We start from the raw sequence: 23,224 nt of genomic DNA, 5'->3' as shown, positions 1-23,224 counted from the left end.
CGATGCCGCGGCTGTCGAGGGTGATCAGATCGTCGAGAAGCGTCATGCCACACAGCATAAACCTGCTTGACCTGCGGGTTCAATGGTTTGTGAGAAGGATTCCACTTTCGGCCGAGCAGGGAACCGGCGGGGTGGTTTCAACGTCTAATAAGGTTTCGGGATTTTCAACGCAGCGCGCGGAGGTTGCCGTCGAGGCGGCGGGTGATGCCGTGGGCGTCGAGAAGCTCGAGCAGCGGAATCGCCACGCGGCGGGTCGTGTCCCACACGCGGCGCGCCTGCGAGGCGGTGAAGGGCGAGTCGAGGTCGCGCAACAGCTCCGCGGCGCGGGCGGGGGCCGAGGCGAGCAGCACGACGCCGTCGCCGAGGCGCACGATGCGGCCCGCGCGCTCCGCCGCCGCCAACTCCTTCTCGCCCACGTTCCAGCGCGCGAGGTCCGCCGCCTCCGGCGCGCGGAACGGCTGGGCGCGCAGGTGCTCCTCCAGGCGGGCCACGCCTGGCCCCAGGTCCCGCTGCGCGCCGCTGGCCACCACCCCGCCGGCGAGCGTGAGCTTGGCCGCCGCGGCCGCCAGCGCGAGCAGCTTCGGGTCGGGCAGCCCAAGCAGGTCGGACGCCGCGCCGGCCGAGAGGCCCGCGGAGAGCGGGTTGTCGCGCTCGTGCTCCGCCACCGCCGCCGCCAGCTCGCGCTTCCACTCCATCACCTGGCTCGCGCGGACCCAGTACCCGGCGAACGCCACCGCGCCCGCCGGCGGCGCCGCCGGCACGTCAAAGCCGAGCCGAGCCAGGTGCGCGGGCGTGACCGCCACGCGCCGCGCGATCTCCGCATCCAACGACGGCAGCGCAGGCAGCTGCTCGGAGCGGCGCCTGCCGTCGCCGCGGCGCCGCAGCTCCGGCGGGTCCGCATCGACCACGCGCACGCCCGCCAGGATGTGCTGTGCACCGGGGCCGCGGAGCACGAGCGCGTCGCCGAGCGTCAGGGGCAGCGGCCGGTCGAGCACCAGCCGCACGTAGTCGGCGCCGAACGGCCGCACTTTCGCCTGGACCTGCGCGGTGCCGACGTGCGCGACCAGTTCGTGCGGGAGGTTGGTGGCTGGTTGGCCGGTGGTGATGTGGGCGTCGATAAGCGAGGTCTGCTCCCACGCGCCCGGGGTGCACAGCGCGTCGCCGCGGCCGAGTTCCTCGGCGCTGACCCCGCGCAGGTTGAGCGCGACGCGTATCGCGGGGGCAGCCGCGCCGATCGGCGTGTCCTCGGACTGGATGCCGCGCACCTGCACGTCCCGCGCGCCGAGCCGCAGCGTGTCGCCGGGGCGGATCGTGCCCGCTGTGAGGGTGCCGGTGACCACGGTGCCCGCCCCCTTGATGGTGAATGCGCGGTCGACCCACAGTCGCACGCGCGCGTCCGGGTCGGGGCGCGGCGCATTTCGCAGCTTATCGACGCACACGCGCCCCAACTCCACCATCCCCTCGCCCGTGTGCGCGGAGACCTCGACGACCGGCGCGCCCTCCAGCGTGGTGCCGGCGACGTGGCGCGCGATCTCGGCGCGCACCTCGTCGCGGCGCGCGCGGTCGGCGCGATCGGCCCTGGTCATTGCGATGACTGCGTCGGTGATGCCGAACGCGTCGATGGCGGCGGCGTGGTCGGTGGACTGCGCCATCCACCCCTCGTCGGCCGCGACGACGAAGAGGACGGCGGGCGCGGGGCCGACGCCGGCGAGCATGTTGGCAATGAAGCGCTCGTGGCCGGGCACGTCGACGAAGGCCACGTCGACGGGGTCGCCGGCTCCCTGCGGCAGGCGCGCCCAGACGAAGCCGAGGTCGATGGTGAGTCCGCGCTGCTTCTCCTCTTCCCAGCGGTCCGGCTCCATCCCGGTGAGCACCTTGACCAGGGTGGACTTGCCATGGTCGACGTGGCCCGCGGTTGCCATGACGTACGTCGGGGGCGTCATGGCTGCCCCGCTTCGGCGACGGCGCGGGCGAGCTCGGCGTCCCGCGCGGGTGGGATGCAGCGCAGGTCGAGCAGCAGCGCGCCGTCGTGGACGCGGCCGAGGACAGCGGGGCGCTGGAGGCGGAGTGGCTCGGCGAGCGACTGGTCAACCGCCACCGCCCAGCCGGCGAGCGGCACGCCGGGCGCTCCCCCGCCGCCGACGCGGCCGTCGTGCGGCACGACGCACGCCTCCGTGCCGCGCTCCTGCAGCGCCGCGGCGAGCGCGTCGGCGCGGGTGCGCAGCTTGTCGGGGTCGGCGTGCAGCGCCGCTGAGGTGGGCGTCTGTCGCAGCCGGACGGTCGCTTCGAGCGCGGCGAGGCGCAGCTTGTCCAACCGCACCGCGCGCGCCAGCGGGTGCCGCCGCAACCGCTCGACGGCGTCCTTGCGCCCCAGGATCACGCCCGCCTGCGGCCCGCCTAGCAGCTTGTCGCCGGAGAAGAGGACGATGTCGGCGCCGTCGCGCAGCGCGGTGGTGGCGTCGGGCTCGTCGGGAAGCGCCGGGTCCGGGCGCAGCAGCCCGGAGCCCGTGTCCACGATGAGGGAAAGCTCGTGCGCGTCGGCGATGCCGCGCAGCTGGGCCACGCCCGCCTCGGCGGTGAAGCCGTGGACTCGGTAGTTGGACGGGTGCACCTTCAGGATGGCGCTCGCGCCCGATGCGGCGCGCTCGTAGTCGTGCGGGTGCGTCCGATTCGTTGCGCCCACCTCGACGAGCTCGACGCGGGCCGACTCGATGAGCTCCGGCAGGCGGAACCCCGCCCCGATCTCGATGAGCTCGCCCCGCGAGATGAGCACGCGGCCGTGCTCCGCCAGCGCCGCGTTAGCTAGCAGGAGCGCGCCCGCGCCGTTGTTGACCACCAGCGCATCCTCCGCCGCCGGGCACGCCGCGAGCAGCGCGTCGCGCGCGCCCGCCCCGCGGTTGCGCGACCTGCGGCCGGTCGCGAGGTCCATCTCCACGTCCACGTAGCCCGCGGCGTCGACGAGGGCGTCGACGGCCTCCGGCGCGAGTGCCGCGCGCCCCACGTTGGTGTGCACCACCACGCCCGTCGCGTTGAGCACCGGCGTCATGGAGGCGACGCCCTTGCCAACCAGGGCGAGGAAGTAGGCCTCGGCGGCGTGGGGTGGGATAAGGTGGCGTCGACAAGCGTCTTGCGTTGTGCGCGCGAGGGACTTGAGCGCGTGCGCGGCGAGCGGCGTGTCCTGCGCCAACGCCAGCAGCGCGTCGGTGCGGGGGATGTGGCGGCGCGGGTCGGTCAAGCTCGTGTCCTCCTCGAAAAGCGTGGCGGAGACGGACAGGAATCGAACCTGCCAGGTCGAGCTGCTCGACCTCACCAGTTTTGAAGACTGGGGCGCCCACCAGGACACGTACGCCTCCGCGCAAAACGCTACCATAGGCCACATGAGCACCACGAACCCCAAGATTCGCCTCACCCAATTCGCCGCCGGCGGCGGCTGCGCCTGCAAGATCCCGCCCGGCGAGCTGGAAGACGCCGTCAAGGGCCTCGTCGGCGTGCACGACCCCAGCGTGATCGTCGGCCTGGACGACGGAGACGACGCCTCCGCGATCCGCGTGCGCGACGACCTCGCCGTCATTTCCACCGCCGACTTCTTCACCCCCGTCGTGGACGACGCGTACACCTGGGGAAAGATCGCCGCGGTCAACGCGCTTTCCGACGTCTACGCCATGGGCGGCACCCCCATCACCGCCATCAACCTGCTCGGCTGGCCGCGCGACGTCCTCCCGCAGGAGCTCATCCGCGAGGTCCTCCACGGCGGGCTCGACGGCGCAAGCGCGGCCGGCATCTCCGTCACCGGCGGGCACTCCATCTCCGCGCCCGAGCCAATCTACGGCATGTCCGCCACCGGCACCATCGACCCCGCGCGCCTCATGCGCAACGACGCCGCCGCCCCCGGCCTGCCCATCACGCTGACCAAGCCGATCGGCTCGGGCCTGCTGAACAACCGCCACAAGGCCACCGGCGAGTGGTTCGACGAGGCGGTCGAGGTCATGACCACGCTCAACCGCGACGCCTCCCGCGCCGCCGTCGACGCCGGTGTGCGCGCCGCTACCGACGTCACCGGCTTTGGCCTACTCGGCCACCTGTACAAGATGGCACGCGCTTCCGGTATCGACGCGGTCATCGACCACACGAAGGTGCCGCTTATCGACGGCGCACGCGACACCCTCGCGCAAGGCTTCATCCCGGGCGGTTCGCAGCGCAACCTGGACTGGGTGCGCCCGCACGTAGATGCCGACGGCATCAACGAAGAGGAATTGCTCCTGCTCGCCGACGCGCAGACCTCCGGCGGCCTCCTGGTTATCGGCGAGGTGCCCGGCTACCCCATCATCGGCGAAACCACCGAGGGCACCGGGCGCGTGCGCGTGCGCTAGCTAGGACGCGGTGGTGATGGAGTCACCGACCTGGCCGGCCTCCTGCCGGGCGCGCAACCTGGCGCGCTGCGGCTCCACCACGTATTTCGGGTCCTCGGTGGAGCGCTTGCCCGCGGCGATGATGCCGAAACGGGTCAGGCACGACGCCGCCGCCAGCGCGACACCGCTCGCCGCTGCGACCGCGCGGCGCTTCCCGCCGAACACCGCCCCGAGCCCGCCGGCGATGACCAACGCTTCCGCGGCCTTGAGGAACTTCCCCGCCTTGCCGTGCTCCACCGTCTCTTCCAACGGCTCGGTCAGCCTGCGGGTGAGCACTGACGACGCCACCACGTCCGCCACCGCACCAACCCCGGCCAGCGCGCGGGCCGGGCCGTTGTTCGCGGTGGAAGTCGTCACCAACGCAGCACCCGCGGACGCGCACGCCGCCGAGGAGACGAACAGGTTGGGCAGCTCCTTGTGCGCGTCCTGCCACATGGGCACGGACGTATTGCCAAGCAGCACCGCGGTGTAGACAGCCAGCGGCGCGCCCATCAGCCCGGAGGCAACGCCGGCTGGGGTGGCCAGCGCGTGCAGAAGCTTCCGTGTCGGCCCAGGTAGCGGGGCCCGCTCGCCGGTGAGCGCGTCCGCCTCCGCCGCCGCGGCGACCATCGCGCCGCCGGAAAAGGCCCCGAGGATCCAGGACCCCACCGACATCGGCGAGGACAGCTTGAACACGCGGAACATGTTGAGCAGGCGCTCGGGGCGCCCGAGGTCGATGACCAGGCAGCCGGACCCCACCGCCGCGGCAACCGCCGCGGTCAGGCGCGTGTTGCGCTGCAGCTCTCTGTTGCCGGTCGCGCCGGCACCCACGGCCAGCAGCGAGGACCCGCCCGCCATGCCGCCCAGGAATAGGTAGACGCCGATCGGCCATTCCCACGGCGGGAATTTCACAATCGGCCGCCCGTAGTAGGAGTCGTACTGCTCAAAGTCCGCGCGCGGCACCATGAGCTCCTCGCCGCGCCGCCGCTTCTTGCCGCCGTAGCGGGTCGAGCCGCCCCGTCGCTTCGGTCCGCGCGGCGGCTCCGGTGGGCGGAAGGAGTCGAACTCTGCCATCTACTTTCCTCCGATCACGAATGCCGCCGCGGCGGCGCCGACGAGCCCCGCGGCCGCGACGACGGCCCGCTTGGCCATCTCGGGCAGGTTTGCGGTGGGCACCTCGGGGTCCGGCGGCAGGCCGTAGACCTCGGGGGCGTCGAGAAGCAGGAAGATCGAGCCGGTGCCGCCGACGCCATCGTAGCTGTTCGCACCGTAGAGTCGCGCCTCGGTCATGCCCTGTGCGTGGAGCTCGGCCACGCGGGCCTTCGCGGCGGCGAGCATCTCGGTGTAGGTGCCGTACTGGATGGAGTTGGTCGGGCACGTCTTCGCGCACGCCGGGCCCTCGCCGACCTGCTGGCGGTCGAAGCACATCGTGCACTTCTGCGCCACGCCGACGTTCTTGATTGGCGCGACCTCGCCGACGGTGAAGTCGTCTCCTACCTTCGCACGCTCGTTGCGCTTTTGCACTCCGCCGTCGGCGCGCCGTTCGATCACTCCGAACGGGCAGCCGGCCACGCACGTTCCGCAGCCGTTGCACACGTCGTCCTGCACCACCACGGTGCCGTGCTCGGTGCGAAACAGCGCGCCCGTCGGGCACACATCCAGGCAGCCCGCGTTGGTGCAGTGCTTGCACACGTCCGAGGACATCAGCCAGCGGAAGTCCGGGGTGTCTGGCAGCTGGGGCTCATGCTTATCGACGCCACCGTCACCCTCCCCCGATGCACCCGGCATGCCTGGCATCCCAAGCGTGACCAGCTTCTTGCCTTCCTCGCGGGCGTTGGCAATCTGCTCCTCGCTCTGTTCGATGAACGCCACGTGGCGCCACGTGTTCGCCCCGAGGGAGCCGGTGTTGTCGTACGACATGCCCGACATGGCGTAGTCGCCGTCCTGCGGGTTGCGGTTCCACTCCTTGCAGGCCACCTCGCAGGCCTTGCAGCCGATGCAGATTGAGGTGTCGGTGAAAAACGCCTTGCGCTGCTCACCGTCGTAGCCCACGTGGGAGGGCGATTCCGTGATCCGGTTCTTCGTCTGCACTTCGCCTTACCCTTCCTGGTTCGACATGTTGTCCTTCGTGGGGTCGTCCTTGGCTGCCGAGGCGTCGCCTTGTCCCTGGCGGACGGCGGCCTGCGACGTGGCGTCGTGAAGCACTGTGCCCGTGTTCTCGTCCAGGCCGGCGCGCTGCTGGTACTCGCGCACCAACTCGACGCGCGCGGCACCGCGGGGCCGGCGGCCGGGGCGGATGTCCACGGCCGAGACCTTGGAGGCCTGGATGTTCACGTTCGGGTCCAGCATGATGCCCAGCAGGTCGTTCGGCCCGTCGCCAGCCACCTCAGCGTAGTTGCCGCGGCCGTAGTGGAACGGCATGCCGATCTGCTCAAACGCGCGGTCGCCGACGGTGAGCGTCTTGATGCGGTCGGTGACCAGGACGCGCGCCTCGATGGCGTTACGCGGCGAGATGATCGTCGCCCACTCGCCGTTGCTCAGCCCGACGCGCTCCGCCAGCTCCGGCGAGACCTCGCAGAACAGCTCCGGCTGCAGCTCCGCCAAAAACGGCAGCGTGCGCGTCATCGCGCCGGAGGTGTACATCTCGGTCAACCGGTAGGTGTTGAGCATGTACGGGTAGACGTCCGTGCCCGGCTCGCCGTAGTTCGGCGCCGACAGGTTGTGCTCCCCGCGCATCACGATGCGCGACGGCGACTGCTGCTGGCCGTAGAGCACGTTGGGGAACGGCGACTCCTGCGGCTCGTAGTGCGTGGGCATCGGGCCGTCCACCATGCCGGTGGGCGCGAAGAGCCACGCGCGGCCGTCGTCTTGCATGATGAAGGCGTCGTTGCCCGCGATAGCGGCGGGCCCCACGGCGTCGCGCTCCGGCTTGTAACCGGGGGCGCGATCCACGGGGAAGTCCACGATGTCCTTGGAGACCCACCGCTCCTCGTCTTCGTTCCACCAGGCGAGGCGCTTGCGCTCGGACCAGGGCTTACCGTCCTCGTCCGCCGAGGCGCGGTTGTACAGCACGCGGCGGTTCATCGGCCACGCCCAGCCCCAGTCCAGGGCCATCTCGTCCTGCTCCTGGCCGGGGCGCTTCTTCGCCGAACGGTTCACGTCGCCGGCGAACACGCCGCAGTAGATCCAGCAGCCGGACGCCGTCGAGCCGTCCGCCTTGAGGTCTGCGAATTTGTCCACCATCTGGCCCTTGCGCGGGCCGTCGATGTAGTAGCCGTTGATCTCGCGCAGCACGGACTCGGGATCGATCTCGCCCTCGGCATCCGTCTCGTAGTCCCACGTGATCAGCTGCAGCGGGATGTCGCGCGGGTCCGTCGAGTCCTTCACGCGCTCCTTGATGCGTTGCCCCAGCTCGTAGAAGAACTGCAGGTCACTGTCCGCATCCCCCGGCGCGTCCTTGGCCTTGAAGCGCCACTGCAGGAGGCGCTGGGTCTGGGTAAACGTGCCCGCCTTCTCCACGTGGTTTGCCGCCGGGAAGAGGAACACCTCCGTGTCGACCTCCTCGGTGACCAGCTCGCCGGACTTGATCTCGGGCGAGTCCTTCCAAAACGTCGCGGTCTCAATCTCCTGGAAGTCGCGCACGACCATCCACTTGAGCTTGGACATGGCCAGTCGCTGCATCCGCCCGTTCGACTGCGCAACGGCGGGGTTCTGGCCGAAGACGAAGTAGCCGTCGATAAGCCCCTGGTCCATGAGCTGCAGGGTGTGGTAGGTGGAGTGCGCGCCCGTCAAGCGCGGCATGAGGTCCATGCCCCAGTTGTTGTCCTCGGTGGCGGCATCGCCCCAGTAGGCCTTCATCAGCGAGACCGCGTAGTTCTCGCCTTGCTGCCAGAAGCCCTTCTGGTCGCGCTTGGACACGGCGTCGAGGTACTGGTCCCACGTCTGCACCGTGGACTGCGGCATGGGCAGGTAGCCGGGCAGTAGGTGGAACAGCGTGGGCACGTCCGTGGAACCCTGGATGGAGGCGTGCCCGCGCAGCGCCATGATGCCGGATCCGGGGCGGCCCACGTTGCCCATGAGCAGCTGCAGGATCGCGCAGGTGCGGATGAACTGCGCGCCCATGGTGTGCTGGGTCCAGCCGAGTGCGTACGCGAAGCAGGTGGTGCGCTCGCGCCCGGAGTTTTCCACGATGGAGTCCGCCAGGTAGAAGAAGTCCTCCTGCGAGATACCGCAGGCCTGCTCCACCACCTCGGGCGTGTAGCGCGAGTAGTGGCGCTTGAGAATCTGGAAGACCGTGTTGGGGTCCTCCAGCGTCGGGTCCGTCTTATTGTCCCACGACACCTTCGCATCCCACGCCTTCTGCGGCTGCCACGTCGCGTTGTCGTAGGCACCGGTCTCCGGGTCGTACCCGGAGAACAGCCCGTCGAGGTCCTCGGTGTCCTGGAATTCCTCGCTGATCAGCGTCGAGGCGTTCGTGAACGCGGTGACGTAGTCGCGGAAGAACAGGTCGTTCTGCAGCACGTAGTTGATCACCGCGCCGAGCAGCACGACGTCCGAGCCGCCGCGGATGGGCACGTGCTTGTGAGCGATTGCCGACGTCCGCGTAAACCGCGGATCAACGTGAATGATCCTGGCGCCGCGCGCCTTCGCCTCAATGACCCACTGGAACCCGACCGGGTGTGCCTCGGCCATGTTCGAGCCTTGGATCACAATGCAGTCCGCATTGGCCATGTCCTGCAGCGGCTGGGTTGCGCCGCCGCGTCCAAACGAGGATCCCAAACTGGGAACCGTGGACGAGTGTCATATGCGGGCCTGGTTCTCAATCTGCACCGCGCCAGAGGCGGTCCAGAGCTTTTTGATCAGGTAGTTTTCCTCGTTATCCATGGCCGCGCCGCCGAGCCCGGCGATGCCCATGGTGCGGCGCAGCGGCCGCCCTTCCTCGTCAAAATCCTGCCACCCGTTCTTGCGCGCCTCCATAAAGCGGTCGGTGACCATGTCCAGCGCGGTGTCGCGGTCCAGCGTCTGCCATTCCGTGGCACCGGGGGCGCGGTAGAGAATCTCGGTGAGGCGCCCCGGCGCGTTCACCAGCTGCTCGGAGGCAGCACCCTTGGGGCAGAGACGCCCGCGGGAGTGCGGCGAATCCGGGTCGCCCTCGATCTGGATGACTTTCTCATCCTTGACGTACACGCGCTGACCACAGCCGACGGCGCAGTACGGGCACACGCTCTTGACCACCCGGTCCGCATCTTCAATGCGGCCCTTCAGGTCTTTGCTTTTCGACGATTCCGTATTCGCTCCACGAGCGAAAAGGTCACCGTCCCGCACCTGGCGCACCACCGGCCAGTTCAAGGGGCTGAAACGAGACATGCCCTTCAGACTAGCCAAGTTCCGCGCCTTCGACGAGTTTCACACCCGATACACAGACACGTGGTACCCCCGTTTCACAATGCCCCTACGCAATCGCAGCTGCTTTGATACATTCATTGTGCTTCTTATAAGTGCCCTTACTCACCCCCAAGTTTGAACAGAGACAGCATGCACTCCTCTTCCCGCCGCCGCGCACTGCTGTGCGCCGCCGTCGCAAGTTCCATCGCCCTCTCCTCAGTCGCCGCCCCGCAGGCAGCCCAGGCGCAGAAGATTCAGCTTGAAGGCCCGGCTGACTTCCTGGATACCCTGGACAATGCAGAGGAGACGAGCGATGCGATCAGCTCCGACCCTGAATCCGCGGCGGAACTGCACGTCGAGAACTTTGCCGGCCAGGCGGCCGTAAAAGCCTCCCGCCCGGTGGCGATGCCAAACGGCACAACTGTCCAGGTCAAGGGCGACATCCTCGGCCCCTGGACGGAGGGTATCGGGATGGGCGCGACCGACCTCGGCGTGATGGCGCCGCTGGATGACCGCGAGTACGCGATGGTCTTCGGCGATTCCTTCACCGGCAAGGCGTTTGGCAAGGGCACCTGGATGAGCCCCACCGGCGTCATCGCCGAAACCGACAGCGACGGCTTCGTTACTGTTCAGCGGCCGATGAACAGCGGTAGCAAGGTGGAAAAGCTGATCAGCTACTACCAGGAGGGCAACCTCACGCTCATCCCGTCGGACATCATCAATATCGACGGCACGCTGTACATGCAGGCGATGTGGAACAACGGCATCGGCAACGTGAGCAACACCCAGATCTGGAAGTCCACGTCCCGCGGCCGCGAGTGGACGTCGATCGGCTACACCGGCAACAGTTACATGGGCGGCATGGGCGACCTGATCAGCTGGGAGGAGGGCGACGACGGCTACATCTACGCCGTCTCCTCCTCCTTCAAGCGCGCCGACCCGGTCTACCTGTCCCGCTTCAAGCTCGAGGACATCGACGATCGCACGAAGTGGGAGCTCTACGACCCGGACACGGACAACTGGACCGATGAGGCCGCCCCGATCCTGTCCAAGAACGTCCAGGCCGGTGAGATGAACCTGCGCTACATCCAGGGGTACTGGGTGCTGGTGATGTTCAATGACGCGACCGACGCGATCGAGGTGCGCATCTCGGACACGCTGGAGCGCGACTGGAACGACGTGCCGGTCTCCACCATTGCCAAGGCGGGAAGCTGGAGCGACAAGCAGTCCCCCACCAACTGGTCGCAGCCCTACGGCGGCTACATCGTTCCGGGCTCCACCATCGACAACTTGGACGTCGTCGTCTCGCAGTGGAATACCAACACCAACAAGCGCTACATGTCCACGCAGTTCAACGTGCGCGGGCTGGACACGTTCTACGGCATCGACTCGAGCAAGCTGCCGCCGCTGCGCGAGGTAGTCCCGGCAAAGGACGAGCCGACTGGCCGCGGTAATGGTGGCGGCGGTGGCGCGTCCCTGAGCGCCAACATGGATGAAGAGACGGAGCGCATCGTCACCATCGTCGGCGTGCTTGCCGGCATCGCCGCGCTCGCCGCGATGTCCTTCCCGTACTGGCGCGGGGCGCTCCCGCCGCAGCTGCGCGAGTTCCTGCACATCTAGCTGCGCCGGGCGACGCGCCCCGGTTTACTCGCCGTAGATGACCTTGCCCTGAGAGGCCGTGGTGGCGGGCTGGGGCGCGGCCGGGGTCTCCTCCTCCGGGAGGAACTCCTGCTTGGCGTGGCTGGCAGCCTCCTCCAGGAACTTCGCGGAGGGGGCGAAGAAGTTCACGCCGGTGAGCACCTCGGAGAAGTCCAGGATGCGGTCGTAGTTGCCTTCCGGCTCGCCGATGAACATGCGGCGCAGCATGAGCTCGGTGATGCGCACGTCCTTGGCGTAGCTCATGAAGTAGGTGCCCTGGTTGCCCATGGCGTCGCCGAAGCTCAGGTTGTTGCGCACGATCTCTAGCGACTCGCCCTTTTCGTCCTTCACGGAGTTCAGCGCCACGTGGGAGTTGGCGGGCTTGACATCTTCGCCCATCTCCACGTCCGAGTGCTTGGTGCGACCGATGACCTTCTCCTGCTCCTCTACCGGCAGGTCGTTCCACGCCTTGAGGTTGTGGATGTACTTCTGCGCCACAATGTAGGAACCGCCGGCCCAGTCGCCGTCCTTGATCAGCGCGGTTTCCACGCCGGCCTGCCCGCGCGGGGACTCGGTGCCGTCGACAAAACCGAGCGGGTCACGGAAGTCCTGGTACTGGAACGCGTGGACCTCGTCGTACTCGGCCACCGCGCCCTCCAACTGCGCGTTGATACGCCGGGCGAGCTCGAACGCGACGTCGTACTCGTCGGCGCGAATGTGGAAGAAAAGGTCGCCGGGGGTGGACGGCGCGTGGTGCTTCGCCCCCTGCAGCTCGCGGAAGGGGTGCAGGCCCTCCGGCTTCGGGGTGGTGAACAGGCGGTCCCACAGGTTCGCGCCGATGCCCACCACGGCGCTCAGCTGTGCCTCGGGCCAGCGGAACCCAACGCCGTTGACCAGGCCCTTCAGGCCGGTGATGACCTCGAGCGCCTGCTTCTCGGTGCCCTCGTTGAGCGTGACGGTGAGGAAGATCGCGTCCTTGGACTGGGGAAGGATGACAGTTTGCGAAACGTCTGCTGAGTACTTTTCGTTCATGGCCCCTACCCTACGCGGTGGGTGCCTACCACTGCGGAGCGTCCAGGTCCACGCCCGCGGCCTCGGCGTGCGTGGTGATGAGCTCGAGGAGGTAGTCCTGGGCTCCGTCGAATGGCTTGTGGAAGCGCTCGTCGCCGACGTACATGCGGGCGAGGATCAGCTGGCGCGCCGGGGTGACCTCGTACCACTGCGCGATCGAGTCGCGGTGTTTCGCCACAATGCGTTCTGCCTCCTCCGAACCAGGTTCGACGCCTGCGTCACGGGCGGCGACCAGCTCGGCGGCCAGCTCCTCCTGCTCGCGCTTGAGCTGTTCCGCCTTCGATGCATCCATGCGGGCCAGCGCGTCCTGGGACTGCTGCCACTCCGCGGTGTCGCCCCAGCGCTGCTGCGCCTCCTCCTGGTGGGCGGCGAACTCCTCGCCGAAATAGTGCTTCATGTCAGACATGCTGAGCGTTCCTTTCTTGTGTTTGCGGATCAATGTCTCGACCGCGTCCAGCTGCGCCTCGAGGGAGTCGCGCTGGTGCACCAGGGCCTCGCGGTGGGCGCTAAGGGCGCGTGCGAGGTGGGACGGGGAGGCGTCGAGAAGCGCTGCGACCTGTGCGAGTGGGACCCCGATTCCCTGGTAGAGGGCAATCGCGGCGCCCCGCTCGAGGTCGGATGCGTGGTATAGGCGGTAGCCGGTGCTGGTGCGCTCCGGCTGTATGAGTCCGAGCGCCTCCCAGTGGCGCAGAGCTTTCGGCGTGACGCCGAGGATCTCGGCGGCCTCTCCGATGGTGGTTGCGGTCATGGTGATCAGTGAACAGGTTGCCGTAGGGACAAGGTCAAGCGGACGGGCGCGGCACCCAGACCCAGCCCTCTTCCGCGACGAGTTCCGCCTGGTCAGACGGCGGTGCTATGCATCGTCCGGCACGCACCTCTCGCGCGACGAGCGCGGCAATGACCGCGTCGAGGCAGTCCGCATTATCGGTGACACCCGCCTCCCGCCCAGCCCAATCCAGCTCGAAGCGCTCGGTGAGTCCCGCCGCGATCTCCTCGCGGGCACCGCGCCCCGCGGCGTCCGCTCCCTTGTACCCGCGGTGGCGCAGCCCCCACTGCTTCAGCGCAGCCGCCGGATAGACCTCGGCGACCCGGCCGCGCCCGGCGCGGTCCACGTTGGCGCCCGCCGCGCGCAACCGCGACTCCACGCCGGCCCAGCGCAGCGCCGGGTGCGCGATGCGCTCGGCGGCCACCGGCAGCGGGGTCACCCCGGCGTTGCGACGCACCTCCAGGTCGGTGAAGCGGTTGACCAAGCGGCGGCGCTCGTCCGGGCCGTAGGTCGCCGGGGCAGCCATGCGCTGGTCCGCGTGCGCACTCACGAACTCCCGAAACGCGCGCGGCCATCCGACGGGCACGTCCACGCCGGTGAGCTCGGCGCCGGTTACGAGTTCGATGAGGATGGCGTCGGTGGCGGAGGCGGTGGCGTCGATAAGCGTGAGCCCGGCGGGCGTTTCCTGGATGGTTGCGGTGCCGGTCTTGGCCGGGTCGGCGGCGAGATCAATGCCGGAGAAGGTGCGGTTCATGCGAGAAAGCATATTGCGCGCTGCGGGGTAGAGTGTCCGAGGTGACGCAACAACGATCCCCCTGGCCCGCGTTGTGGTCCATGATGCTGGGCTTTTTCATGATCCTGGTCGATTCGACCATCGTTTCCGTAGCGATCCCCGCGATCACCGCCGGGCTCGGCGCGAGCTACAGCTCGGTGATCTGGGTCAACAGCGCGTACCTGCTCGCATACGCGGTACCGCTGCTGATCACCGGCAGGCTTGGCGACCGCTTCGGCCCCCGCGCCCTCTACATCTCCGGCCTCGCACTCTTCACGTTGTCCTCGCTGGCATGCGGGCTGGCCGGCACGATCGAGGCGCTCATCGTCGCCCGCGTCTTCCAAGGCCTCGGCGGCGCAATGGTCACCCCGCAGACGATGGCGGTGATGATCCGTACCTTCAGCCCCCGCGAGCGCGGCAGCGCCATGGGTGTCTGGGGCGCGACCGCGGGTGTCGCCACCATCGTCGGCCCGCTGTTGGGCGGGCTGCTTGTCGACGCTTCCGGCTGGCCCTGGATCTTCTTTGTCAACGTCCCCATCGGCGTGATCGGCCTGGTGCTCGCGTGGATCTACGTCCCGCGCCTCGAGCTCACCTCCCGCAGCCTCGACTGGCTCGGCGTGGTGCTGAGCGCAGCGGGCATGTTCTGCCTCATCCTGGGTATCCAGGAGGGCGAGCGCTTCAACTGGGACTGGCGCGCGCTCGGTCTCATCGCCGGCGGCCTGGTCCTGCTCGGTACGTTCGTTGCGTGGCAGTCGCGCACTCGTCGCGACGCGCTTGTGCCGCTCGCCCTCTTTGCGGACCGCAACTTCTCGCTCTCCGCGGTCACGATCGCCACGGTGGGCTTTACCGTGTCCACGTACATGATCCCGTGGATGATCTACATCCAGTCCGTCCAAGGCTTCTCCCCCACCTGCGCCGCGCTCCTTCTCGTGCCCGCGGGGCTGGTCTCGGGTGTACTGTCGCCCTGGATTGGCAAGCTCACCAATACCCACCAGCCCAAGCCATTCGCCATCGCGGGCCTGACCATGTTGGGCCTTTCGGTGGCGATGACCGCCTGGATCGCCGACCCCACGATCAGCCCGTACTGGCTGCTCGCCATCTCCGTGCTCAACGGCGTGGCGAACTCGATGGTGTGGGGACCGCTGTCCATGATTGCCACGCGCAACCTCGAGCCCGCGCTCGCCGGCGCCGGCTCCAGCGTGTACAACACGCTGCGCCAGGTGGGCGCCGTCATTGGCTCCGCCGCGATCGCCGCGCTCATGGACGCGCAGCTCAACGCCCAGCTCGGCCCCGGCGCGGGCGAGGCGACCGTCGGCGGCGCCGGTGCCAGCAGCGGGATGCCGGCGGCGCTCCACTCCCCGTTCGCACTCGCCATGTCACACTCGCTGCTCCTCCCGGCCGCAGTCTCGCTGCTGGGTGCCGTGATGGCCTGCTTCTTCGCACGAACGAAGAGCTGGAACGACTAGGCGCCCTCCGGCTGCTGCCACATCCAACCACCCCACGTTCGCACGCTCGTACGAATCATTGTTGGAATGTCGGTCCTGATGTTCACCCCTCCCGCTAGTCTCCACCCCGAGATGCACACCGCACCGCAACGGAAGGAAACACCATGACCGAACATCCCAGCATTCGCGTTGGCGACCGCGAGCGATCCTGCGCCCTGTCCCGGTTGAGCATCCATACTCTGCCCTTCGCCTTACATTCGGCCTCGGTACCGCATTGTTTTCCCTGCTCAATTTCGGGTTCGGCAAAAGTTTCGCCTGGCTGTCGTGGCCAATCATCGGCCTCGCGTGCATTGCGGTTGTTGCATTCGCTGGCCCAACCCGAGAGAAAGATGCAATCAACAAAGAATTGCAGCAGCTGGTAGACCTCGAACACGCTGAAAAGGCCGAGAGACTCCGCATCACATACGATCGCCAGCACAAACTCGGCCTCTAGGGAGGCTGCCTTACAGTGACGTATCCAGCTTTAAGTTAGGGTGTCGGAAGCAGTCCCCGAACGAAAGGATGTCCCCGTGGCCGAGAGTCCCGAGATGCGTATCGGCGACCCAGAGCGTACCTCCGCCCTCGACCGCCTCGGCGAGCACTTCGCCGACGGCTACCTCGACGTCGCCGAGTTCGACGCCCGCACCGCCCGCGCCGCGTCCGCAACTACTCGCGGTGAGCTCGCTGCGCTTTTCAGCGACCTCCCGCACCCCTCCAGCGGCGGCATCCTCGAGCAGCGCGACGATTCCCCCTCGGTAAACGCAGCGCGCGAGGCGGAGCTCGAGCGAAAGCTGAAGGTGAAGCGCAACTGCGATATTGCTGCAGGCGCCATCGTCAGCTGCGGTGCGGCCGTGTTTTTCCTGCTGCAGTTCGCCTTCCACGTGTCGTTGGCCTGGGTCGCCTGGCCGGTCGCGGCCATTGCGGCACTCGCGGTTTACACCATCGCCGGAATCTCCGATGAAGAGTACGACGTGCTCGAAGAGATAGAGAAGAAGGATAAGTCGGAGCGGGCGGAGCGACTCCGCATCGCCTACGAGCGCCGCAAGGAGCTGGGCAAGTAGACTCCCCTCAACGCACCAACATGTGTACAGGCTGCTTGTACACTGTGGCGTGTGAACCTTCGACGCCTTCCTGCCCCCACGAGCGCGCTTCTCGTTGCTGCGCTCACCGCCGTCTCCCTTACCGCCTGCAGCTCCGGCGACGGGGAGCGCGAAACCGTCGTGGTGAAGTCCACGACCTTTGTGAACCCGGACGGGTCCGAGGTCGATCCCGAGGACTTCCCCGAGTGGGCGAAGGAACCCAGCTCTTCGCAGCAGTCCGGCGAGGGCGATTGGAAGAGCGAGTACGAGAACGTCATCGCGCACCCGGACGAGTACGCATTTGACACCGACGCGCTGGTAGAGCCCACGGGTAAGTACAGCTACGCCCTGATCGAAGCAACCGGCGACGGGACGCCCGAGCTGCTGCTGAAGAAGGACTCGCGCGAGTTCGCGCCCGTGTTGGTCTTTCACCTGGATGAGGAGGGCAAGGCCCGCCCCTCGTCCCCGGTGTTGTTGGATGGGGTGCGCTCCGCTGGCGGCAGCCGCGCTGCGGTGTACGCGTCCGCGTCGCAAAACGGCCTTTACCAGGAGGACCACTACTCCACCCAACCGGAAGCGAACTTCCAGCTTTACTCCGTCGACGGCGAGACGCTGACCAAGAGCGGCGAGCCGGAAGTCGCTCGCCTCGATGCCATTCCGGACAAGTACCGGGAAGTCGAATGGACGCCGACCACTGACCCGTCCGCACTCGCGCAGGGAGCGCCGGCCGCCGCGGCCCAGGCAGAGGACGCGCCAGTGGAAGACGATGGCGGCCTCACCGGCACGGTGCGGATGATCACCGCCGCAGAGCTTCCTGAAATCAGGGGCCAGGCAAACCCGAACAATGAGGACCCGGACAGCCAGTACTTCGTGCTCTGGTTCGATTCACCGCGAGAGATCTCGGCGTTGCTCGCCGGCTCAGGCACCGACACCCGAACGGTGGACAAATACGTTTCGCTGGGCGCACGGGAGTCGATCAACGGGCACGACTTTGAGCGGGGCGTGGAGTGGGAAGCGTACGTGGGCAAGCGCGTCCGCATCGACGCGGATCCGAGCATGCTGTCCTGGACCACAGACACCAGCCTGCCGGGGTCGGCGTGGGTGAATGACTACAACGACGTCACCGAGTTGTAGACGCGAGCGTCGATAAGCACCAAGCCCCTAACGGTCACCCGAAATTTACCGGCATGTCACCCTGCGGAAAGCAAGGCTTTCTAAGTTTTATGGCAGCGTTTTGTGCTGCTCCCACCAGTTCGTCAGAAAGGCCCGACCCGTGCGCTTCCGCCGCAACGTCCAACTCCTCGCCACCACCACAGCCGCCGCGCTCGCCGTCTCACTGGCGCCCGCTGCGCTCGCTGCCGATGACACCGCAGAGTTCACCATCTCCAACATCACCGACTTCCACGGTTATTGGAAGCCCACCGACAAGGTGCCCGGCGCGGCGGCGCTGAAGTGCTCCGTGGACAAGGTCGCCGAAGGCAAGACCCACATCTTCACCTCCGCGGGCGACAACATCGGCGCCTCTCCCTTCGAGTCGATGCTGCTGGATGACCAGCCGACGCTGGACCTGCTCAATCTCATGGGGCTAAAAGTCTCCGCGATTGGTAACCACGAGTTTGACCACGGCGCATCGGACGTCGAGGAGCGCGTGGTCAAGCAGGCCGACTTTGACTACCTGGGCGCGAACGCCCACACCATCGACGGCGTCAAGGACTACACGGTCGAGGAGCTCGACGGCGTGAAGGTCGCCTTCGTGGGTACCGTGACCGACGACATGCCGAACTTGGTCTCCCCCGACAACATCAAGGGCATTACCTGGGATAACCCGGTCGAGACCACCAACGCGCTGGCGAAAAAGCTGAAGGACTCCGGCGAGGCAGACGTTGTCGTCGCGCTCGTGCACGAGGGCAACCTCGGGCCGGACGACTTCAGCAAAGACGTCGACCTCGCGTTCCTCGGCCACACCCACCAGGTCATCGAGCCTGGTCAGACCAGTCCCGTGGTTATCCAGGCCGGCGAGTACGGCAAGCACCTGGCCAACGTCGATCTTTCCTTCGATCGCGCGACCAAGAAGGCGACCGTCAAGCACGCAGAGCTTCTCGACGCCGACGCTATCCGCGCCTGCGACACCCCCGAACCGGAGGTCGACGCCATCATGCAGCAGGCCGAGGAGAAAGCTGGCGCGGAGGGCGAGCGCATCGTGGGCAACGCGGGCACGGATTTCTACCGCGGCGCGAAGGAGGGCAAGGAATCCGGCTCCTCCGTGGGCGTGGAATCCCAACTGAACAACTTCGTCGCGGAGATCACCCGCTGGGGTGTGGACCAGAACTCCGCCATCACCCCCGACATCGGTGTGATGAACGCGGGCGGCGTGCGCTCGGACCTGGAGCAGGGCGACGTGACCTACGCCGAGGCCTTTGCGGTCCAGCCGTTCGGCGGCGAGAACACCTACGTGGAGATCAGCGGCAAGGACTTCGTCGACGCGCTCGAGCAGCAGTGGCGCGACGGCGACTCCATGCCGTTCGCCGCGCTCGGTGTGTCCGACAACGTCACCTACACCTACGATCCGGAGGCGCCGCAGGGCTCGCGCATCACCTCGGTCACCGTCGATGGCGCGCCGATCGACCCGGCGAAGAAGTACGTCATCGCCGGCTCCACCTTCATCCTGGGCGGCGGCGACCACTTTGAGGCGTTCACTCGCGGCACCGCACCCGCCAGCCTGGGCTACTTGGACCTCAACGCCCTAGTCGAGGCGCTCGGAGCAGGCAAGGCGAAGGCCCCGCGCGGCGGCCAGTCCAACGTCGGCGTGCACCTGGACGCCCCGCTGACCGCGGGCACGCCCGCGACGATCAACCTCTCCTCGCTGCAGTACACACTTGGCGAGACCGCGAAGCAGGTCACCGTGTCGCTCGGTGATGCGACGGCAACCGCAGACATCGACCCGGCCTACGGCCCGGAGGGGATGAACGAAAAGGGCAAGGCGACCGTGGCTCTCGACGTCCCGGCCGACATGTCCGGTACCCAGGAACTGCACGTCACCACCGACGCGGGCACCGACGCGACCGTCCCGGTCGAGGTCGCACCGGCGCGGGACGCCGACGAGCCGGGCACCCCGGCCCCCGCAGGCAGCTCCGCCGCCGACTTCGCCTGGATCCTGCCGGTTGCGCTCGCCGGCCTCGCCGGCCTGGGCAGCCTCATCGCGCTGCTTCTGCCACAGCAGGTCGACCAGGTGCTCGGACCGATTGCCAAGCGTTAAGGCCACTCCGCTCATGACTGCCGGTGATGCACATGGGCCGCGGTAAGCCGCGCGCCGAGAAACGGCACATCACCGGCACCTATTCCATCGACACGGGCACCGCCGCGATCGTGGCGGACCCGTCCCGCGACGGTGGCTACACCCTCGAGGTCAACAACGTCCCGTCTTCCTACGTGGTCCCCGGCGCGCCCGAGGTGCTGGAGTACGACTACATTCGCTGGTTCACCCAGCTCATCAGCGCGCACGAGGCGGCCGGCAACCTCCCACGCCCGTTCACCGCCGTGCACCTCGGCGCCGCGGGCTGCACGTTCGCATCGTATCTCCAACAGCGCTACCCGGATTCCACCAACATTGCCGTCGAGCTGGACAGCGCACTCGCCGACCTCGTGCGCTGGGCGTTCGACCCGCCGGTACAGCTCGCGGTTGCGGAAGCCCGGACGTTCACGCACGCGCTCGCGCCCGGCTCCGTCGACGTGATCGTCCGCGACGTCTTCGCGGGGCCGGACACGCCCCGCGCGCTGACCACCGTCGAGTTCTTCACCGCCGCGCGGCGCGCCCTGCGCCCAGGCGGGCTGTTCCTGGCCAATATCGGCGACACGGAGGGGTTGCCGCGCACCCGCGCCGAGCTCGCCGGTCTGGAACTCGTCTTCGGCCACACCGCCGCTCGCTCCGAGGGTCGGGGGTACGGGAATGTGGTCGTGGGGGCGTCGACAAGCAGCATTGCGCTCGACGGGGCCTTGCTTATCGACGCCAACGAGTGCGCCCCACTCCGCGACTGATTACAGTGTTGCGAGTTCCCGAAGCGAAGCGACAAGAGGCCAACGTTGCACCATTTCAGCCCGCTGTTTCAGATGGGGCCTGCGAAGCGCGACCATATTCCCGCGTTCCGCACCGCGCTCGGCGTGGCGATCCCGATGTTTACACTGCTGGCGCTTGGACGACTTGACCTGGCAATTTACGCAAACTTCGGCGCGTTCACCGGCGTGTACGGCCGCCACGCCACCCCGCAGGTGCGGCGCAAGCACCATCTGCTGGCCGGGAGCGCGCTGACCCTGTCGGTGACGATCGGCGCAACAATTGCCTGGGTGGGCCTCAGCCCCTGGATCTTGTTGCTGGTCAGTTCGCTGGTGTCCTCGGTGTGGGCGACGATTGCCCTCGCCGCCGACATGAAGCCGACCGGTTCCGTCTTTGTGATCTTCTCGGTCGCCGCAGTCGGCTCGCTGCGCGACCCGGTGCACCCGCTCATGGCGTTCGGCATCGCGGGCAGCTCGGCGCTGCTCTGCCTGGTGCTCGGCCAGTGTTCCCAGTACATCGGCGAGGGTCCCGGCGGCAACGCGAAGGCCCCCGAGCGCCCGTCGCGCGCCCCCGACGCCGGCCCCGTGCCCCGCAAGCGGCTGCGCGTGGAGGCCGCCCGCTTCTTCTTCTCCCCGCTCCTCGCGGGCGTGATCGGCCTGCTCTCGGTGATGCTCATCGACCCCCTCTCGCACTTCTACTGGGCGATGGTGGCCGCGGTCGCGCCGCTGGTGAACTCGCGGTTCAAGGTGCAGTACTTCCGCGCAATCGAGCGCGTGCTGGGCACGCTGTCGGGCATCCTGGTCGCGGGCTTCCTGCTCTCGCACCCGATGCAGGGGTGGCAGATCGTGGTGTGGATCATTGTGCTGCAGTACCTCACTGAGATGTACGTGACCCGCAACTACACCATCGCCGGCAGCTTCATCACCCCAACCGCGCTGCTGATGATCCAGACGGTGCAGGCTGCCCCCGTCGCGCCGATGCTGCTTGCCCGCACGGCTGAGACGATCCTGGGCGCGGCCGCGGCGCTGGTCATCATCGCGATCGGCTACGTACGCAAGTACCCGACCGTGGTGCTCCCTAAAGCTGCAGGTCTTGGCCAACAGTCGGCCGGTAGTACACAGCCCGGTCCGCAGTCAACGCCCTGAGGTGCGGATCCGTCACCTCAGCGAGCGCTCCGATGTACCCGGGCACCATTGCCTTTGGTAGGCGCAGCCCCAGCGTCAGGTGCGGTACCCACCGCTCCCCTCGCCCATTAGGGTTCTCTGCGCTGAGCTGTCGGGCGGCGCGCTCGAGCGCCTCCGGCGCCTCGAGTAACCACGCGACCGTCTGCTTGGACTTGGTGCCAAAGACGACGGTGCCCACCCGATCCAGTCTCGCGGGGAGCAGTGGCGGCAGCAGCGCCGCCGCGCTTTCTACCGCGCTCTGGCGCATCCGTGGTGCAAACGTCACTGAGATATGGGGGCGCTGGTGCTGGCGCGGGAATCCCCGCTGCTCCAGCGCGTCAAAGATCCCGCGGACCTGCTCTTCCTCCGTGTCGGGGAGGCGCAACAGGATGTTTTCCGGCGAGCGCGAGGACATTCCAGTCGGTCGTTTCCCGAGTTAGACAAACTCGACCGAATCGAGGAGTTGTTGAAACTCCGGGGCGAGCTCCTGGATCCGGCCCACGTCCGCGGTGAGCGCGAGCATGACCACCCACCGTTGCGCGCCGCCCTGCTCGCGCAAGATGAGGTAGTTCTGCAGCTGGGCGACCTCGCCGCGCGTGCCGTCTTCCGCCGAGGCGGACAGCGTCACCTGCTGCAGGCCCGCATTACCGTCGGGGCTAACCTCCCCCTGCTCCACGCGCGGATTCTGCCCCGCCTGCTCGAGCCGGGCGAGGTTGTCCTTCATGACCGCCTGCATGTCGGCGTCCTCCGCCAGCGCCGCGGTCAGCCCGCTGATGGTCGGCGGCATGAACACGGACTGCTCCGCCTCAGCCGCACGGGCGAGGAGGAAGTCCATGTTCGCGGGCGTGGTCGCCTGGACCCAGTTGCTATTCGGAAGGGAAAATTTGTACTTCGTGGCCATGCTGCCCAAGGGTACGGCACGGCCGCGAATCGCTACGCAGTGCTGGCAGGCGAGCCAAACTCCCGGATGTAGCACAGCATGGCCACGTCCTGGCCCGGCTCAATGTTGGTGTATCCGCGCCGCTCGTAGAACTGACGGGCACCGGCATCAACGGCGTCCACGTTGATCTGCATCTCGCCCACGTGTCGTGCGCACGCCTCAGCCTCCGCGCAGTCCATGAGGCGGGTGCCAATGCCCCTCCCCCGGAGTCCAGGCCGCACGTAGAGCTCATCGAGCGTTGCGATCGGGCCGTCGTAATACGGGCTCGGGCGCAGCGTCAGCAGGGCGAATCCGACGGGCTCGGGCGACTCCGCGAGCACCACGTACCCGTGGTCCCCAGCGATGAGCTCTGCGAACCGCCGCGTGAGCGTGTCCAGCCCCGGGCACGGCGTAGCAAACTCCGCGTTGAAGTCGCGCAGGAGCTTTGCGACGCTCCCCGCCCGGTCAACCCCCGCGACGGCAACCCGCGCCCCGCTGCCCAATCGCA

Annotated in this window: 20 protein-coding genes and 1 tRNA gene; 8 read left to right on the top strand and 13 right to left on the bottom strand. The window is 67.9% G+C overall.

Annotated elements, in window-relative coordinates:
- Positions 1–164: 164 nt before the first annotated feature.
- The 3 genes from selB to FPP74_RS04925 all read right to left on the bottom strand — a co-directional run bounded on the left by selB (position 165) and on the right by FPP74_RS04925 (position 3,353).
- Complete coding sequence (selB, locus tag FPP74_RS04935; protein WP_255456073.1) at positions 165–1,943, bottom strand: selenocysteine-specific translation elongation factor; 1,779 nt, start codon at positions 1,941–1,943, stop codon at positions 165–167.
- Complete coding sequence (gene selA, locus FPP74_RS04930) at positions 1,940–3,235, bottom strand: L-seryl-tRNA(Sec) selenium transferase (protein WP_144717284.1); 1,296 nt, start codon at positions 3,233–3,235, stop codon at positions 1,940–1,942. The genes selB and selA overlap by 4 nt, the downstream gene beginning before the upstream one ends.
- Positions 3,236–3,258: 23 nt before the next feature.
- Positions 3,259–3,353: transfer RNA gene (locus tag FPP74_RS04925), tRNA-Sec, on the bottom strand.
- Positions 3,354–3,377: 24 nt separating this feature from the next.
- Between FPP74_RS04925 and selD the strand changes: the two genes are divergently transcribed.
- A complete protein-coding gene (gene selD / locus FPP74_RS04920) occupies positions 3,378–4,370 on the top strand; it encodes a selenide, water dikinase SelD (RefSeq protein WP_144717283.1) in 993 nt (330 codons plus the stop codon).
- Here the strand turns inward: selD and nrfD are convergent, their stop codons facing one another.
- The 3 genes from nrfD to fdnG are packed head-to-tail and all read right to left on the bottom strand — an operon-like array spanning position 4,371 to position 9,755.
- A complete protein-coding gene (nrfD, locus tag FPP74_RS04915; protein WP_095535139.1) occupies positions 4,371–5,462 on the bottom strand; it encodes an NrfD/PsrC family molybdoenzyme membrane anchor subunit in 1,092 nt (363 codons plus the stop codon).
- Positions 5,463–6,479: a 4Fe-4S dicluster domain-containing protein gene (locus FPP74_RS04910; protein WP_186439385.1), complete on the bottom strand. Its 1,017-nt coding sequence runs from the start codon at positions 6,477–6,479 to the stop codon at positions 5,463–5,465. It abuts the gene before it with no gap.
- Positions 6,480–6,485: 6 nt separating this feature from the next.
- Entirely contained in the window at positions 6,486–9,755 is a 3,270-nt protein-coding gene (gene fdnG, locus FPP74_RS04905; protein ID WP_255456072.1) for a formate dehydrogenase-N subunit alpha, read from the bottom strand.
- 168 nt (positions 9,756–9,923) lie between these two features.
- On the opposite strand from fdnG, the gene FPP74_RS04895 reads away from it, so the two are divergent.
- The gene (locus FPP74_RS04895) at positions 9,924–11,393 is read left to right on the top strand and encodes a DUF4185 domain-containing protein (protein WP_239215666.1); all 1,470 of its coding nucleotides are present in this window, start codon (positions 9,924–9,926) and stop codon (positions 11,391–11,393) included.
- Between the two features lie 24 nt (positions 11,394–11,417).
- On the opposite strand, the gene FPP74_RS04890 is transcribed toward FPP74_RS04895, so the two are convergent.
- The 3 genes from FPP74_RS04890 to FPP74_RS04880 are packed head-to-tail and all read right to left on the bottom strand — an operon-like array spanning position 11,418 to position 14,002.
- Positions 11,418–12,443, bottom strand: a complete 1,026-nt coding sequence (locus FPP74_RS04890) for a Dyp-type peroxidase (RefSeq protein WP_144717281.1) — start codon at positions 12,441–12,443, stop codon at positions 11,418–11,420.
- Between the two features lie 25 nt (positions 12,444–12,468).
- Positions 12,469–13,230: a MerR family transcriptional regulator gene (locus FPP74_RS04885; protein WP_095545684.1), complete on the bottom strand. Its 762-nt coding sequence runs from the start codon at positions 13,228–13,230 to the stop codon at positions 12,469–12,471.
- Positions 13,231–13,264: 34 nt separating this feature from the next.
- A complete protein-coding gene (locus FPP74_RS04880) occupies positions 13,265–14,002 on the bottom strand; it encodes a DUF429 domain-containing protein (RefSeq protein ID WP_144717280.1) in 738 nt (245 codons plus the stop codon).
- Between the two features lie 41 nt (positions 14,003–14,043).
- On the opposite strand from FPP74_RS04880, the gene FPP74_RS04875 reads away from it, so the two are divergent.
- Positions 14,044–15,486 carry a DHA2 family efflux MFS transporter permease subunit gene (locus tag FPP74_RS04875; RefSeq protein ID WP_255456071.1) on the top strand — a complete coding sequence of 481 codons (1,443 nt, stop codon included), beginning with the start codon at positions 14,044–14,046 and terminating at the stop codon, positions 15,484–15,486.
- A gap of 94 nt (positions 15,487–15,580) precedes the next feature.
- Here the strand turns inward: FPP74_RS04875 and FPP74_RS04870 are convergent, their stop codons facing one another.
- Positions 15,581–15,943 carry a hypothetical protein gene (locus FPP74_RS04870; protein WP_143340114.1) on the bottom strand — a complete coding sequence of 121 codons (363 nt, stop codon included), beginning with the start codon at positions 15,941–15,943 and terminating at the stop codon, positions 15,581–15,583.
- A 91-nt stretch (positions 15,944–16,034) separates the two neighbouring features.
- On the opposite strand from FPP74_RS04870, the gene FPP74_RS04865 reads away from it, so the two are divergent.
- The 5 genes from FPP74_RS04865 (at position 16,035) to FPP74_RS04845 (ending at position 21,779) form a co-directional block, all read left to right on the top strand.
- Positions 16,035–16,565 (top strand): DUF1707 domain-containing protein, encoded by a 531-nt coding sequence (locus FPP74_RS04865; protein WP_233126897.1) that lies wholly within the window; start codon positions 16,035–16,037, stop codon positions 16,563–16,565.
- A 51-nt stretch (positions 16,566–16,616) separates the two neighbouring features.
- The gene (locus tag FPP74_RS04860; protein WP_095553164.1) at positions 16,617–17,717 is read left to right on the top strand and encodes a hypothetical protein; all 1,101 of its coding nucleotides are present in this window, start codon (positions 16,617–16,619) and stop codon (positions 17,715–17,717) included.
- 139 nt (positions 17,718–17,856) lie between these two features.
- Positions 17,857–19,839: a bifunctional UDP-sugar hydrolase/5'-nucleotidase gene (locus FPP74_RS04855; RefSeq protein WP_095553165.1), complete on the top strand. Its 1,983-nt coding sequence runs from the start codon at positions 17,857–17,859 to the stop codon at positions 19,837–19,839.
- Between the two features lie 26 nt (positions 19,840–19,865).
- The gene (locus tag FPP74_RS04850; RefSeq protein ID WP_233126898.1) at positions 19,866–20,618 is read left to right on the top strand and encodes a spermidine synthase; all 753 of its coding nucleotides are present in this window, start codon (positions 19,866–19,868) and stop codon (positions 20,616–20,618) included.
- A 72-nt stretch (positions 20,619–20,690) separates the two neighbouring features.
- Positions 20,691–21,779 (top strand): FUSC family protein, encoded by a 1,089-nt coding sequence (locus FPP74_RS04845; protein WP_144717279.1) that lies wholly within the window; start codon positions 20,691–20,693, stop codon positions 21,777–21,779.
- Here FPP74_RS04845 and FPP74_RS04840 read toward each other — a convergent pair.
- The 3 genes from FPP74_RS04840 to FPP74_RS04830 are packed head-to-tail and all read right to left on the bottom strand — an operon-like array spanning position 21,712 to position 23,219.
- Positions 21,712–22,212: a 2'-5' RNA ligase gene (locus FPP74_RS04840; protein ID WP_144717278.1), complete on the bottom strand. Its 501-nt coding sequence runs from the start codon at positions 22,210–22,212 to the stop codon at positions 21,712–21,714. The genes FPP74_RS04845 and FPP74_RS04840 overlap by 68 nt on opposite strands.
- A gap of 21 nt (positions 22,213–22,233) precedes the next feature.
- Positions 22,234–22,698 (bottom strand): hypothetical protein, encoded by a 465-nt coding sequence (locus FPP74_RS04835; protein WP_095278912.1) that lies wholly within the window; start codon positions 22,696–22,698, stop codon positions 22,234–22,236.
- Between the two features lie 32 nt (positions 22,699–22,730).
- The gene (locus FPP74_RS04830) at positions 22,731–23,219 is read right to left on the bottom strand and encodes a GNAT family N-acetyltransferase (RefSeq protein WP_144717292.1); all 489 of its coding nucleotides are present in this window, start codon (positions 23,217–23,219) and stop codon (positions 22,731–22,733) included.
- Positions 23,220–23,224: the final 5 nt, after the last annotated feature.

The organism is Corynebacterium sp. NML180780 (genome assembly GCF_007786415.1).
Taxonomy (GTDB): domain Bacteria; phylum Actinomycetota; class Actinomycetes; order Mycobacteriales; family Mycobacteriaceae; genus Corynebacterium; species Corynebacterium gottingense.
Note: the sequence above shows the minus strand (reverse complement) of the source record. Positions and strands in the feature narration are given on the sequence as shown.